Origin of the sequence: Caulobacter sp. D5 (genome assembly GCF_003185805.1) — a bacterium.
GTDB lineage: Bacteria > Pseudomonadota > Alphaproteobacteria > Caulobacterales > Caulobacteraceae > Caulobacter.
In genome coordinates this window covers 16,659-31,159 of the sequence record NZ_QHJY01000115.1, presented here as the reverse complement: position 1 = coordinate 31,159, position 14,501 = coordinate 16,659, and the positions used below count along the sequence as shown (strand labels likewise).

The 14,501-nt window shown below is 68.4% G+C and carries 9 protein-coding genes; 6 read left to right on the top strand and 3 right to left on the bottom strand.

Annotation, left to right across the window (positions count from 1 at the left end; genetic code table 11):
* The 3 genes from DMC18_RS08690 to DMC18_RS08680 form a co-directional block, all read left to right on the top strand.
* Nucleotides 1–907 (top strand): CpaF family protein (locus DMC18_RS08690; protein ID WP_146218017.1); only part of this gene is annotated, 907 nt, incomplete at its 5' end.
* Nucleotides 908–916: 9 nt separating this feature from the next.
* A complete protein-coding gene (locus DMC18_RS08685; RefSeq protein ID WP_110119572.1) occupies nt 917–1,894 on the top strand; it encodes a type II secretion system F family protein in 978 nt (325 codons plus the stop codon).
* A 13-nt stretch (nt 1,895–1,907) separates the two neighbouring features.
* Nucleotides 1,908–2,897, top strand: a complete 990-nt coding sequence (locus DMC18_RS08680; RefSeq protein WP_110119573.1) for a type II secretion system F family protein — start codon at nt 1,908–1,910, stop codon at nt 2,895–2,897.
* Here the strand turns inward: DMC18_RS08680 and DMC18_RS08675 are convergent.
* Together DMC18_RS08675 and DMC18_RS08670 are read right to left on the bottom strand one after the other, a co-directional pair.
* Complete coding sequence (locus tag DMC18_RS08675) at nt 2,894–4,399, bottom strand: tryptophan halogenase family protein (RefSeq protein WP_110119574.1); 1,506 nt, start codon at nt 4,397–4,399, stop codon at nt 2,894–2,896. The two genes, DMC18_RS08680 and DMC18_RS08675, sit on opposite strands and share 4 nt — an antisense overlap.
* Nucleotides 4,400–4,534: 135 nt before the next feature.
* Nucleotides 4,535–7,294, bottom strand: coding sequence for a TonB-dependent receptor (locus DMC18_RS08670; protein WP_110119575.1), 2,760 nt, complete (start codon nt 7,292–7,294; stop codon nt 4,535–4,537).
* Between the two features lie 306 nt (nt 7,295–7,600).
* Here DMC18_RS08670 and DMC18_RS08665 point away from each other — a divergent pair, with 306 nt between their 5' ends.
* Together DMC18_RS08665 and DMC18_RS08660 are read left to right on the top strand one after the other, a co-directional pair.
* Entirely contained in the window at nt 7,601–9,439 is a 1,839-nt protein-coding gene (locus tag DMC18_RS08665) for an alpha-amylase family glycosyl hydrolase (protein WP_110119576.1), read from the top strand.
* A complete protein-coding gene (locus DMC18_RS08660) occupies nt 9,436–11,064 on the top strand; it encodes an alpha-amylase family glycosyl hydrolase (protein WP_110119577.1) in 1,629 nt (542 codons plus the stop codon). The genes DMC18_RS08665 and DMC18_RS08660 overlap by 4 nt, the downstream gene beginning before the upstream one ends.
* Before the next feature lie 131 nt (nt 11,065–11,195).
* Here the strand turns inward: DMC18_RS08660 and DMC18_RS08655 are convergent, their stop codons facing one another.
* Nucleotides 11,196–12,257, bottom strand: a complete 1,062-nt coding sequence (locus tag DMC18_RS08655) for a LacI family DNA-binding transcriptional regulator (RefSeq protein ID WP_255580306.1) — start codon at nt 12,255–12,257, stop codon at nt 11,196–11,198.
* A gap of 89 nt (nt 12,258–12,346) precedes the next feature.
* On the opposite strand from DMC18_RS08655, the gene DMC18_RS08650 reads away from it, so the two are divergent.
* Nucleotides 12,347–14,377, top strand: a complete 2,031-nt coding sequence (locus tag DMC18_RS08650; protein WP_110119578.1) for a glycoside hydrolase family 97 protein — start codon at nt 12,347–12,349, stop codon at nt 14,375–14,377.
* Nucleotides 14,378–14,501 lie beyond the last annotated feature (124 nt).

Sequence of the window (14,501 nt, the reverse complement as noted above, 5' to 3'; positions counted from 1 at the left end):
CAGCCAGGTCGGCCGCCGGGTCGACGAAAGCTCGCCGATCTGCGACGCCCGCCTTCCCGACGGCAGCCGCGTCAACGTCATCGCGCCCCCCTTGGCGCTGGATGGTCCCACCCTGACCATCCGGAAGTTCAAGAAGGACAAGCTGACGATGAAGAACCTGGTGGAGTTCGCCTCCATCAGCCCCGAGGGCGCGCGCGTCCTGGGCGTCATCGGCGCCTGCCGCTGCAACGTCATCATCTCGGGCGGCACGGGCTCGGGCAAGACGACCCTGCTCAACACCATGACCGCCTTCATCGACCCCACCGAGCGGGTCGTGACCTGCGAGGACGCGGCCGAACTGCAGCTGCAGCAGCCGCACGTGGTGCGCCTGGAAACCCGTCCGCCGAACCTGGAAGGCCAGGGCGCGGTGACGATGCGCGACCTGGTCAAGAACTGCCTGCGGATGCGTCCCGAACGGATCATCGTCGGCGAAGTCCGCGGCCCGGAGGCCTTCGACCTCCTCCAGGCCATGAACACCGGCCACGACGGCTCGATGGGCACGCTGCACGCCAACAGCCCGCGCGAAGCCATCAGCCGCGTCGAGAGCATGATCACCATGGGCGGCTACGGCCTGCCCTCCAAGACCATCAAGGAGATGATCGTCGGCTCGGTCGACGTCATCATCCAGGCCGCCCGCCTGCGCGACGGCTCGCGCCGCATCACCCACGTCACCGAGGTGGTCGGGCTGGAAGGCGACGTGATCGTCACCCAGGACCTCTTCGTCTACGAGATCACCGGCGAGGACGAGCACGGCAAGGTGCTGGGCAAGCACCGCTCGACCGGCATCGCCCGGCCGCGCTTCTGGGACCGCGCCCGCTACTACGGCCTCGAGCGCGAGCTGGCTGAAGCGCTGGACGCGGCTGAGTAAGAGGCGGCCATGTTCATCCTGATCGCCGTCCTCGGCTTCATCACCATCGCGGGCCTGGGCTTCGTGCTGACGGGCGGCGGCGAGAGCGGCGGCGCCAAGGCCGCCAAGCGCGCCCAGGTGATCGTCGGCGGCGGCGAGCGCCAGGCCGCCGCGCGGGCCAAGGTCGCGGCCAACACCCCCGACGCCCGCCGCAAGCAGATCCTCAAGACGCTCAAGGAACAGGACAAGAAGCAGAAGAAGGCCACCCTGACGATCGCCGCCCGCCTGCGCGCCGCGGGCCTGGGCGAGAACGTCAAGATGTTCTGGATCATTTCCGGCGTCCTTGGCCTGATGGTCATGCTGGTGCTGCTGGTCGTGCAGAAGATCCCGCTGGTGGCCCTGGGCGGCGGTTTCGCCGCCGGCTTTGGCCTGCCGCGCTGGGTGGTCGGGTTCCTGGCCGCCAAGCGCACCAAGAAATTCACCGAGGCCTTCGCCGACGCCGTCGACATCATCGTGCGCGGCATCAAGTCGGGCCTGCCGGTGCACGACTGTCTGAAGATCATCGGCAAGGAATGCCCCGAGCCCCTGGCCGGCGAGTTCCGGATGCTGACCGAGAACATCGGCATGGGCATGCCGATCGACACGGCCCTGGAGCGCCTCTACGAGCGGATGCCGACCTCGGAAGTGCGGTTCTTCGCCATCGTGCTGAACATCCAGCAGAAGACCGGCGGCAACCTGGCCGAGGCGCTGGGCAACCTGTCGACCGTGCTGCGCGCCCGCAAGCTGATGACCGAGAAGATCAAGGCGCTGTCGGCCGAAGCCGTGGCCTCGGCCTTCATCATCGGCTGCCTGCCGCCGGGCGTGATGGTGCTGATCACCGTCATCGCCCCGGACTACATGACCACCCTGTTCACCGACACGCGCGGGCGGCTGATGCTGCTGGGGGCGGCGATCTGGATGAGCATGGGCATCTTCATCATGCGCCGCATGATCAACTTCAAGTTCTAGGGAGGGACGACGCATGGCCGCGATGCTGACCGACCCCTCGAACCTGCTGACCGCCTTCGTCGCGCTGGTCGTGTTCGCCACCATCATCACCCTGGCCGCGCCGGTGATGAACAGCAGCGGGCTGGAAAGCCGGCTAAAGTCGGTGGCCAACCGCCGCGAGGAGCTGCGCCGCCGCTCGCGCGCGGCCCTGGCCAACAAGGGCGCCGCCGGCGGGGGCACGCTGCGCCACACCGACGAGGGGATGTACAAGACCATCGTCGACCGGCTGCAGCTGTCCAAGCTGCTGGAAGATCCCAAGGTCGTCGACAAGCTGGCCCAGGCCGGCTTCCGCGGCCCCAAGCCGGTGTCGACCTTCTACTTCTTCCGCTTCGTGATGCCGTTCGCCTTCGCCCTGCTGGCGGCGACCTACCTGTTCGGCATCAACGGCTTCGGCCTGCAGACCATGCAGAAGCTGGCCCTGTGCGTGGGCGCCCTGACCATCGGCTACTACGCGCCCAACCTCTACATCCAGAACGTCGCCCAGAAGCGCCGCGAGTCGATCGTCTCGGCCTTCCCCGACGCCCTCGACCTGCTGCTGATCTGCGTCGAGAGCGGCATGTCGATCGAGGCGGCGATCCAGAAGGTCGGCAACGAGGTGGGCTCCAGCTCGATGGAGCTGGCCGAGGAGCTTTCCCTGCTCACCGCCGAGCTCTCCTACCTGCCCGACCGCCGCCTGGCCTACGAGGGCCTGGCCCGCCGGACCAACCACCCGGGCATCAAGTCGGTGGCCACGGCCATGATCCAGGCCGAGCGCTACGGCACGCCCCTGGGCGCGGCCCTGCGCGTCATGGCCAAGGAAAACCGCGAACTGCGCCTGTCGGCCGCCGAGAAGAAGGCCGCCAGCCTGCCGCCGAAACTCACCGTGCCGATGATCGTGTTCTTCCTGCCGGTGCTGTTCATCGTCATCCTGGGCCCGGCGATCCTCAAGATCTCCGACCTGATGGCCAAGAAGCCGGTCGGCTAGCCGACTAGTTCGGCCCGCACCGCGCCGGCCAGGAAGGCCGCGTGGGTCGGCAGGGCGTTCGCCGTGCGGGCGGCGGCGTGGGCCAGGTCGGCCAGCCAGTCGTCGACGCGGGCGTCCGCGACCGCCGCCGTCATCGGATGGGCGGCGGCCGGCGTCAGGCCCTGGCCCAGCAGCACCTGCACCCAGCTGGTTTCCTTGAAGAGGTCGTCCTCGTGGCTGAACACCCGGCCGGGGCCGGTGAACAGCGAAAGACGCGCGGCCAGGCTTTCGGGGATTTCCATCGCCTTGCGGCTGGCCCAGAACGGCGTGTCGTCGCGCTCGGTGGCCTTGTAGTGCAGCACCAGAAAGTCGCGGATGCGGGCGTATTCGTCGCCGGTCTGGCGGTTGAACTCGGCGGTCAGGGCTGGGTCGAAACCCTGGTCGGGGAACAGGGCCAGCAGGCGCGCCAGGCCCGACTGCACCAGGTGGATGCTGGTCGATTCCAGCGGCTCCATGAAGCCCGACGCCAGGCCCAGGGCCACGACGTTGCGGTTCCAGAACGCCTTGCGGCGGCCGGTGACGAAGGTCAGCAGGCGCGGATCGGCCAGCGGTTCGCCCTCCAGATTGTCCATCAGCACCTGGCGGGCCGTCTCCTTGTCGGTCCAGGCGCCGGAGAAGACGTGGCCGTTGCCGGTGCGGTGCTGCAGCGGGATGCGCCACTGCCAGCCGGCGTCGCGGGCCCAGGCGCGGGTGTAGGGAACCGGCGGGGCGGCGTCGCGGCTGGGAACGGCCCAGGCGCTGTCCATCGGCAGCCAGCGGCTCCAGTCCTCGTAGCCGGTCTTCAGCGCCTCCTCGATCAGCAGGCCGCGGAAGCCCGAGCAGTCGACGAAGAGTTCGCCCTCCACCCGGCGGCCGTCCTTCAGCGTCACGGCCCGCACGAAGCCGCTGTCGGGATCCTGGTCGACCGCGACCACCCGGCCCTCGACGCGCTGCACGCCCTGGGCTTCGGCATGGCCGCGCAGGTGGCGGGCGTAGAGCACGGCGTCGAAGTGGAAGGCCCAGCTCAGCGGCTCGCCGCCTTCCGGCGCCACCCGACCGAACCGCCCGGCGCGAGCGGCCAGGGCGTTGGCCGACCAGGCCCAGAAGTCCTCGCCCGCGGTGCCGCGCCGGCGGGCGTCCAGCCACCAGTGGTGGAAGGGCGTGGTGCCCAACGAGCGGCCGACCGATCCGAAGGCGTGCATGTAGCGGTGGCCGGGGCGCAGCCAGTCGACGAACTCGATGCCCAGCTTGATGGTCCCCTGCGTCGCCCGCAGGAAGGCGTCTTCGTCCAGGCCGATGAAGGCGTTGAAGAACCGCAGTTGCGGGATCGAGGCCTCGCCGACCCCGACCGTGCCGATCTCCTCGGACTCCACCAATGTGATCGTGGCGGAGGGGCCCAGGGCCCGGGCCAGCAGGGCCGCGCTCATCCAGCCGGCCGTGCCGCCGCCGACGATGGTGACGTTGCGGATCGGTCCTGCGGTCATGGCGTGCTCCCTGGCGCGACCCGCGCCCGCCTTCTTGCGAGGCGGCTGCGCATCGTCGCGGTCTCCTGAAAAAAGAAAACCCCCGTCGGCGCAGGAAGCCGACGGGGGCGCGAGGACGCGGGGGAAGTGCGCGCCTTAGAACTTGTAGGCGACACCGACGAGATAGGTGCGGCCGTACTCCTGGTAGTCGATGATCTGACGCTCATCGCCGTTCTGGTAGGTGACGAAGGGCTCGTTGGTCAGGTTGTTGACCTGGGCCGTCAGCGACAGGCCCTTGAGCGGGCCGTTCTCGAACGCGTAGCCGATCTGGCTGTCGAGCACGGTCTCTTCCTTGACCATCCGGTAGGTGCGGCCGTTGCCGAAGCCGGAGACCTCGCCCAGGAACTTCGAGCGGTAGCGCTCGCTGAGACGGGCCGAGAAGCCGCCCTTCTCATAATAGACGGTCAGGTTGCCGACGGTCTTCGACAGGCCCGGGATCGGGATCGACGGGTCGCTCAGGCTGTACTGGATCTCGCTCTCGGTGCGCGAGGCGCTGAAGATCGCGCCGAAGCCCTCGAGGACGGGGTGGATCAGCGAGCCCGGCATCGAGACCGTGAACTCCAGGCCCTTGATCGAGCCGCCCTGGCCGTTCTGCGGGATGGTGATGTAGCCCTGGCGCAGCACCGGCTCGGGGTTGGCGCCGATCGGATAGCCGGTGAAGTCGTGCAGGACGCTGGCGTCGTACACGTAGGTCTTCAGGTCCTTGTAGAAGGCGGCCAGCGAGACATAGGCCTGGCGGCCGAAATACTTCTCGTAGGAGATGTCGATGGCGTTGGCGCGCCACGGCTCCAGCTCCGGGTTGCCGCCGCTGCCGCTCCAGGGCGAGTTGGCCAGGCTGGTGCTGGTCGCGAGCGCCGAGTTGTAGCTGTAGTTGGTGCTGGCGCGCATCTGGTCCATCCGCGGACGGGCCAGGGTGCGGGCCGCGGCGAAGCGGATCACCTGCTCGTTGGGCAGGCGCAGCTGCAGGTTCACGCTGGGCAGGAAGTCGACATAGCTCGTGCCGCCCGACAGCTCGGTCTGCTGGGTGGCCGTGCCGGTGCCGCTGGCGCCCAGGGCGTTGGAGCTCTGGTCGGTGTTGACCACCTGGAAGCCGAAGTTGCCGGTCAGGGCGTGACCGCCGACCTCGGTCTCGATGTTGGCCATCAGGTAGCCGACCGTGACCTTCTCCTCGACTTCCCAGCTCTTGACCAGGACGTCGGCGTTCGGGTTGCGGATCTTGGTGTAGGTCCCGTTGTTGAGCAGCGAGAACGGGTCGTAGGCGACGACGCCCGACAGGCCGGCGAAGCCCAGCGAGGTCACGCCCAGGATGGCGCTCGACGGGATCGTGACGCTGGCCGGGGCGCCGACGACGCTCAGGAACCACTCGTCGTTCACGAGGCCCTTGGTGCGTTCGCTGTAGTTGACGCCGAAGGTGATGCTGGACAGGCCGCTATCGGGGTTCAGGTCGCGCTTGGCCGAGAAACGGGCGGCCTTCAGCTCGTCCTCGATGGTCGGCATGTTCAGGTAGCCGTCCTGGCCGCCCGTGACGACGTCGCCGCCCCAGCCCTGCGAGCTGGTCAGCTTGGTCACCGCCGGATCGCCGTAGTTCAGGGCGTTCTTGAAGCTCGCCCCGTGGTCGCTCATCGAGAAGCTGACGGTGTCCAGAGCGCCCAGCGTATTGCGGCCGGTGCCGGCGTAGGTCTCCAGGATCATGTCGGTGCGCTCGACCTTCGACCAGGAGAGGTCGGTGTCGATGGTCCAGCTGTCGCCGACGCTCCAGCGGTTGTTCCAGCCCAGCGACCAGATGTCGGCGTCGCGGTCGTTGCCGTCGTTGCGGATCACCGGCTTGACGTTGGAATAGGTGGCGTTGGTGATCATGCCGCCCGAGGCGGTGGTCCCGCTGATGGCGGGGCCGGGACGCGTGCCGTTGGCGTCGGTGGCGCTGCCGCCCCAGGCCAGCGGGATCTCCATGCCGCGCACCAGCTGGTGGTTCTCGAACTTCGAATAGAAGACGTCGAGCGTGCTGGTGAAGTTGTCGGTCGGGGCGAACTCGACCGTGGCCATCACGCCGTCGCGCTTCAGCTTGCTCGACATGGCGGTGACCCGCGCGCCGCCTAGCACCAGGTTGCCGGCGCCGTCGGTGGGATAGCCCCAGGCGTTGAAGCGCTGGGCCTGGTAGGGCGACTCCATGTGGGCGTAGCCGATGGCGACGCCCAGCTTACCGTCCATGAACTGGTCGATGTAGGAGATGTTGAAGCGGTTGCCGTGGGCCGACGAGCCCGGGTTCAGCGCGCCGATGTCGTTCCACTCGTAGCGGGCGCCGACGGCGAAGGCGCGCTTGCCGAACTTCAGCGGGCGGATGGTGCGCATGTCGGCGGTGCCGGCCAGGCCCTGGCCCAGCAGCGAGGCGTCGGGGGTCTTGTAGATGACCACGCCGCTCAGCAGTTCCGACGGATACTGGTCGAACTCGACGCCGCGGTTGTCGCCGGTCGAGACCTGCTCGCGGCCGTTCAGCAGGGCGGTGGTGAAGTCCGGGGCCAGGCCGCGGATCGAGATCACCTGGCCGCGGCCGTCGAGGCGCTGGGCGGTCAGGCCGGGCAGGCGGGCGATCGACTCGGCGATCGACACGTCGGGCAGCTTGCCGATGTCTTCGGCCGAGACGGCCTCGACGATCGAGGTCGAGTCCTTTTTCAGCGAGATGGCGCCTTCGATCCCGCGGCGGATGCCGGTGACGGTGATCTCCTCGACGGTGTCGGGCTCGGTGGTCTGGGCGGCGGCCGGCGTGGTCTGAGCCTGGGCGGCTCCGGCGGCGATCATCAGCGCCAGCCCCGTTCCGCCCATCAGCGCCGCGCGGCGCAGCTTGAATCGGATGTCCATGATGTTCCCTCCCGCAAGTGGTGTCCGCGCGGTTCCTCCGCGCCGTGTTGCGCAAATTACTGCAAACAGGCGCCAGCTTTTGCAACTGAAAAATGGATGGATTGTCATGTTCGTTGACCGGGAGGTGCGCTTTCCGCTGCTTTCACAGGGTTTTTGCGGCTATTTCGCCACAGTGCGACAACCCTGCCGTTCATGCTCGTGAGGCGAATGGATTGACAGCAGGTCAACGGCTTTGCAAATCTATGCAAAATTGACGTGGCGACCGGGTCGTCGAAGATCGCGACGCTAGGGATGGAGGGCAGGGGGATGGACACCCGCAATCGGTGGGGGCGGCTGGCGGCCGCGCTCGGCTGCGCCAGCCTCGCCGCGACCGCCGTCCCGGCCGTCTCTGCGCAAACTTCTCAAGCCTTCCGCGATCGGCTTCCGCAGGACGAGGTGATCTACTTCGTGCTGCCCGACCGCTTCGCCAACGGCGATCCGTCCAACGACCGGGGCGGGCTGAAGGGGGACCGCCTGGCCACGGGCTTCGACCCGGCCGACAAGGGCTTCTTCCACGGCGGCGACCTGAAGGGCCTGGCCGGCAAGCTCGACTACATCCAGGGCCTGGGCGCGACCGCGATCTGGCTGGCCCCGATCTTCGCCAACAAGCCGGTGCAGGGTCCCAAGGGCCACGAGAGCGCGGCCTATCACGGCTACTGGATCACCGACTTCACGACGGTGGACCCGCACCTGGGAACCAAGGCCGACTTCAAGGCCCTGGTCGACGCCGCCCATGCGCGCGGCCTCAAGGTCTACATGGACATCGTCGTCAACCACACGGCCGACGTCATCAAGCTGAAGGAATGCGAAGGCCGCCGCTGTGACTACCGGAGCAAGGCCGACTATCCGGTCAGTCGGCGCGGCGGCGTCTCAGGGGCTGCGATCAACGCCGGCTTTTCGGGCGACGCCGACGGCTCGGCCGGGAATTTTGCAAAGCTCACCCGGCCCGACTTCGCCTACACGCCGTACGTTCCGGCGGCCGAGGCCCGGGTCAAGAAGCCCGACTGGCTGAACGACCCGATCTGGTACCATAACCGCGGCGAGAGCGACTTCGTCGGCGAGAGCTCGCTCTATGGCGACTTCGCCGGGCTCGACGATCTCTACACCGAGAACCCGCGCGTGGTGGCCGGCTTCATCGACATCTACGGCGCCTGGATCGACGAGTTCGGCATCGATGGTTTCCGCGTCGACACCGCCCGCCATGTGAACCCGCAGTTCTGGCAGGCCTTCGTGCCGGCCATGCAGGCGCGGGCGGCCGCGCGGGGCATTCCCAACTTCCACATCTTCGCCGAGATCGCCGATCCGGATCCGGTGGCCCTGGCGCGCTCGACCGTGGTCGACGGCTTCCCCGCAGCGCTGGACTTCGCCTTCCAGCAGGCGGCCACCGAAACGGTCGCGGGGAAGGCCGGGACCGACCGTTTCGCCCGGCTCTACGCCGCGGACGCGCTCTATCGCGGCGGCGAAGCGGCGGGTCCGCAGATCCCGACCTTCCTGGGCAATCACGACATGGGTCGCTTTGGCCGCCGGCTGGTCACGGGCAACCCCGGCGCCTCCGACGAGGAGCTGCTCGAGCGCGACGTGCTGGCCCACGCCCTGCTGATGTTCCTGCGCGGCGCCCCGACGCTCTACTACGGCGACGAGCAGGGCTTCACCGGCGACGGCGACGACAAGGACGCCCGCGAGGACATGTTCGCCTCCAAGGTGGACGCCTACAACGACAACCGCCTGATCGGCGGCACGTCCGGCACGTCCGGCTCGGCCGACCGCTTCGACACCGGCGCGCCGCTCTATCGCGCCATTTCCGGCATGGCCAAGGCGCGCGCCGCCGATCCCGCCCTGCGCGGCGGCCGGCAGGTCATCCGCGCCGCCGGCGACAAGCCCGGCCTGCTGGCCGTTTCCCGTATCCTCCAGGGTCGTGAGACCCTGGTCCTGTTCAACACCGGCCAGACGCCGGTGGAGGCCCAGGTCGAGGTCGAGACGACCTCGGCCGCGTGGCGCTCGGTCTTCGGCGCCTGCGCGCCGGCGTCCGTCGCCCCGGGCAGCTACCGCGTGACGATCGCGCCGCTCGACTACAAGATCTGCGTCTCGGAGGGCGCGCCCCAGTGACCATCGAAAGCCTGGCGAACCCCGCCGCGTCCCTTGCTTCCACGCACGCCGCCGAATGGTGGCGCGGCGCGGTGATCTATCAGGTCTATCCGCGCAGCTACGCCGACTCCAACGACGACGGGGTGGGCGACCTGCCGGGGATCACCGCGCATTTGGAGCATATCGCTTCGCTGGGCGTGGACGCGATCTGGCTGTCGCCGTTCTTCGCCTCGCCGATGAAGGACTTCGGCTACGACGTCTCGGACTATCGCGACGTCGATCCGATCTTCGGAAGCCTGGCCGACTTCGACGCCCTGATCGAAAAGGCCCATAAGCTGGGCGTGAAGATCATCATCGACCTGGTGTTTTCCCACACCAGCGACGAGCACGCCTGGTTCGCCCAGAGCCGCGAAAGTCGAGATAATCCGTATGCGGATTGGTACGTCTGGGCTGACGCCAAGGCCGACGGCTCGCCGCCGTCCAACTGGCAGTCGGTGTTCGGCGGCCCGGCCTGGACCTGGGACGCCCGGCGCGGCCAGTACTACATGCACAACTTCCTGGCCTCGCAGCCGCAGCTGAACCTGCACAATCCGAAAGTGCAGGAGGCCCTGCTCGACGTCACCCGCTTCTGGCTGGAGCGCGGGGTCGACGGCTTCCGCTTCGACGCCATCAACTTCTCGATGCACGACCCGGCCCTGCGGGACAATCCGCCGATGCCGCCGGGCGGCAAGCGCACCCGGCCGTTCGACTTCCAGGACAAGGTCCACAACCAGGGCCACCCGGACATCCCGAAATTCCTGTCCCGCCTGCGCGCCCTGACCGACCAGTACGAAGGCCGCTTCTCGGTGGCCGAGATCGGCGGCGACCGAGCCGATGAGGAGATGAAGCGGTTCACGGCCGGCGAGGATCACCTCAACAGCGCCTACAGCTTCCTCTACCTCTATGCCGACGAGCTGCGCGACGAACTGGTGCGCAGCGGCGCCACCGACTGGCCGGGCGCGCAGGGCGAGGGCTGGCCGTCCTGGACCTTCTCCAACCATGACGCCCCGCGGGCGGTGTCGCGCTGGGCGCGGGGCCGCGACCGCAAGGCCTTCGCCGAGATGGCCCTGCTGCTGCTGATGACCCTGCGCGGCAACGTCTTCGTCTACCAGGGCGAGGAGCTGGGCCTGCCCCAGGCCCATGTGCCGTTCGAGCGGCTGGTCGATCCGGAAGCCATCGCCAACTGGCCCCAGACCCTGGGTCGCGACGGCGCCCGCACGCCGATCCCGTGGAAAGCCGGGGCGGTCAACGCCGGCTTCTCCACCGTCGAGCCGTGGCTGCCGGTCGATCCGGCGCACTTGTCCCTTTCTGTGGACGCCCAGGAAGCCGACCAAGGTTCGACCCTGCACGTCGCCCGCCGCCTGATCGGGCTGCGCGCGAAGTGGCCGGCCCTGAAGTCCGGCGGCATGCACCTGGTCGACACCAACACCCCGCTGCTGGTGTTCGAGCGCGGCGAGGGCGATCAGGCTTTGCTGTGCGTGTTCAACATCGGCTTCGAGGCCGTGGCCTGGGACCTGCCGGACGGCTGGACCGTGGTCGACAGCGTCAACCTCGGCGCGCCGGGCGCGGTGCCGCCGCTGGGCGGCCTGCTGGCGAAGCGGGGGTGAGGACGCTCCTCAAAGCCCTCCCCCTTGATGGGGGAGGGTTGGGTGGGGGTGGCTCGCTGCCTTGCCGGCTGAACCGCCGCGTCACCCCCATCCCCGACCCTTCCCCCATCCGCCAACGGGAAGGGAGCTTTCTATCCCCCGCAGCTCTCGCGGATGATCAGGTCCGTCGGTACGCGCTCGGACCGGCTGGCGCCCTGGCCGCTGGCGTCCAGCAGCTTCGACACCATCAGCCGTCCCGCCTTGGCGGTGTCCTGCGAGATCGTCGACAGGGCCGGGCGCGAGTAGCGGGCGAAGGGCACGTCGTCGTAGCCGATCACCGAGACGTCGCCGGGCACCGACAGGCCGGCATGCTGAAGCGCCCTGATGGCGCCCAGCGCGATCAGGTCCGAAGCCGCCACCACGCCGTCGAACTTCACGCCGCGCTGGATCAGGGAGTCGATGCTCGCCTCGGCCGACTCGACCTCGAAGTGGGCCGGCACGATCAGGTCGGGATCCACGCCCAGACCGAACTGCTCGACGGCGTCGAGATAGCCGCGGTGGCGCTGCATGGCTTCCGGCGCCTCGGTGTCGCCCAGGAAGACGATGCGCTTCCTTCCGAGGCGCGCCAGATGCAGCGTCGCGCGCTTGGCGCCCAGGGGATTGTCCGAGCCCACCGAGCAATAGGCCTGGTCGGGCAGCTGCGCGCCCCAGACCACGAAGCGGGCTTCGGTCTCGGCCAGGCGGTTGAAGGCGGTGTGCAGCCAGGACTGGCCCAGGAAGATCACCCCGTCGGCGCGGCTGGTGGTCATGGCCGCCGACAGGTCTTCGAAGCTGCCCGGGGCCACGTGGCTGACCAGGATATCGCAGCCGCGCTCGCGGGCCGCCTCGCCGACGCCGGCGAACAGTTCGAGGAAGAAGGGATCCGACAAGCGCCCCTCGCGGTGCTGCGGGCGCGGCACGACGATGGCGATCGTGCCCTCGGCGCCGATCGGGCCGGCGGGCATGTAGCGGCGGAACGGATAGTCCATCTCGCGCGCCAGCTTCCAGATCAGCTGCTTGGTGCGCTGGTTGACGGCGGGGCTGTCGTTCAGCGCCCGCGAGGCGGTGGAGATCGAGACGCCGGCCATCCTGGCCAGGTCTTCCAGACGCGTCGCCCCCTTGCTCACCGTTCCCCGTCCCCGTGCGTTCCGGCGCCCAGGACCGTGGGCGCAAATTTTGCCGCAAAAGTTTTCAGTACCCCTCTTAACGCATCGACGCCCGCGCTTGGCAAGTGCGGCGCCATGCGGTTTCCAGGAGCAGAAGCATGATCCTACGCCTTCTCGCCATCGCCGCCCTGGCGCTCGCGGCGTCGCCCTCGCTGGCGGCGGTCACGGCGACCGCGACCTCGCCCGACAAGGTGCTGAGCGTGTCGGTGACCACCGACAACGACGGCCAGCCGACCTATTCCGTCAGCCGCCTTGGCCGAGCGGTGATCGCCCCGTCGAAGCTGGGCTTCATCCTGGTCGACGCCCCCAAGCTGCAGCGCAATTTCGAGGTCACGGACCAGCAGACCCGCAGCGTCGACGAGACCTGGGATCTGCCCTGGGGCGAGCGCAAATCGGTGCGCAATCGCTTCAACGAGCTGCGCGTGACCCTGGTCGAGAAGACCCCGCTGCATCGGCGTCTGGACGTGGTGTTCCGCCTCTATGACGACGGCCTGGGCTTCCGCTACGAGTTCCCCGACCAGGCCAATCTGAAGACCGCCCGCATCGGCGAGGAGCTGACCGAGTTCAGCCTCGTCGACGAGGCCACGGCCTGGTGGATCCCGGCCTATGAGTGGAACCGCGAGGAATATCTCTACAATCGCACGCCGGTCGAAGAGGTGTCGGTCGCCCAGACGCCGATGACCCTGCGCACCAAGGACGGGCTGCACGTCTCGATCCACGAGGCGGCGTTGGTGGACTACGCCGGCATGAACCTGGCCCGCGCCCAGGATCGCCGCTTCAAGGCCAGCCTGACGCCGGGCATCAGCGAGGCCAAGGTCGAGCGCGCCCTGCCGTTCCCCACCCCCTGGCGCACCCTGCAGATCGCCGACAGCGCCGGCGGCCTGGTCACCTCAAGCCTGATCCTGAACCTGAACGAGCCCAACAGGCTGGGCGACGTCTCGTGGATCAAGCCGATGAAATATGTCGGCGTCTGGTGGGAGATGCACCTCGACCACAAGACCTGGGGTTCGGGCCCCAAGCATGGCGCGACCAACGAGAACGTCATGCGCCACATCGATTTCGCGGCGAAGCACGGCCTGGGCGGGGTGCTGGTCGAGGGCTGGAACAAGGGCTGGGACGGCGCCTGGTTCGCCGACGGCTCGGAGTTCAGCTTCACGCAGGCCTATCCGGACTTCGATCTGAAGAAGCTGACCGATTACGCCCGCCAGAAGGGCGTCGTGCTGATCGGCCACCACGAGACGGCCGGCAACACCGTCGTCTACGAGCGCCAGATGGATGCGGCGTTCGACCTCTACAAGTCGGTGGGCGTGCCGGCCGTGAAGACCGGCTATGTCGCCGACGCCGGCGGAGCCCAAGTGCTGGGGCCGGACGGCAAGGTCCACTTCGCCTGGCACGAAAGCCAGGCCTTGGCCGAGCATCACGTGCGGGTGCTGGAGGCCGCCGCCAGGCGCCAGATCGCCATCAATTCCCACGAGCCGATCAAGGACACCGGCCTGCGCCGCACCTGGCCCAACTGGATCAGCCGCGAGGGCGCGCGGGGCATGGAGTTCAGCGCCTGGGGCCAGCCGGGCAATCCGCCCGAGCACGAGGCCAACCTGGTCTTCACCCGCCTGCTGGCCGGGCCGATGGACTACACGCCCGGCATCTTCGGCATGAAGACCAAGGCGCCGGACGGGGTGGCCACCACCTGGGCCAAGCAGCTGGCACTGTATGTCGTCATCTACAGCCCGATCCAGATGGCCGCCGACCTGCTCGAGAACTACGAGGCCAATCCGAAGCCCTTCAAGTTCATCGAGGACGTGCCGGTCGACTGGGCCGACACCAAGGTGGTCAATGGCGAGATCGGCGACTTCGTCACCATCGCCCGCAAGGACCGCAAGAGCGACGACTGGTACCTGGGCGCGGTCAGCGACGAGCAGGGCCGGGTGCTTTCCGCGCCGCTGTCGTTCCTCGATGCGGGCCGCAAGTACCGGGCCGAGATCTACCGCGATGGCGAGGCGGCCGACTGGAAGACCGCCCCGCAGGACATCGTCATCGAGGCCCGCGAGGTCACGGCGGCGGATACGCTGGTGTTGAAGCTGGCCCCCGGCGGCGGCCAGGCGATCCGGTTCGTGGCGCTGAAGCGGTAACCGCCTCTCTCCTCCCGTAAAATCCCCGCGAAAGCGGGGACCCAGGCTTTTTCTGCCACCCGCGGCGCTCGACGACAAAACACCTGGGCCCCCGCTTTCGCGGGGGTTTTACGGATTTGGATGA

Bases quoted from the DNA above. Each gene is read 5' to 3' on its own strand.
- DMC18_RS08670 (WP_110119575.1), bottom strand. From the start codon at position 7,294: ATGGACATCCGATTCAAGCTGCGCCGCGCGGCGCTGATGGGCGGAACG.
- DMC18_RS08680 (WP_110119573.1), top strand. From the start codon at position 1,908: ATGGCCGCGATGCTGACCGACCCCTCGAACCTGCTGACCGCCTTCGTC.
- DMC18_RS08675 (WP_110119574.1), bottom strand. From the start codon at position 4,399: ATGACCGCAGGACCGATCCGCAACGTCACCATCGTCGGCGGCGGCACG.
- DMC18_RS08650 (WP_110119578.1), top strand. From the start codon at position 12,347: ATGATCCTACGCCTTCTCGCCATCGCCGCCCTGGCGCTCGCGGCGTCG.
- DMC18_RS08685 (WP_110119572.1), top strand. From the start codon at position 917: ATGTTCATCCTGATCGCCGTCCTCGGCTTCATCACCATCGCGGGCCTG.
- DMC18_RS08665 (WP_110119576.1), top strand. From the start codon at position 7,601: ATGGACACCCGCAATCGGTGGGGGCGGCTGGCGGCCGCGCTCGGCTGC.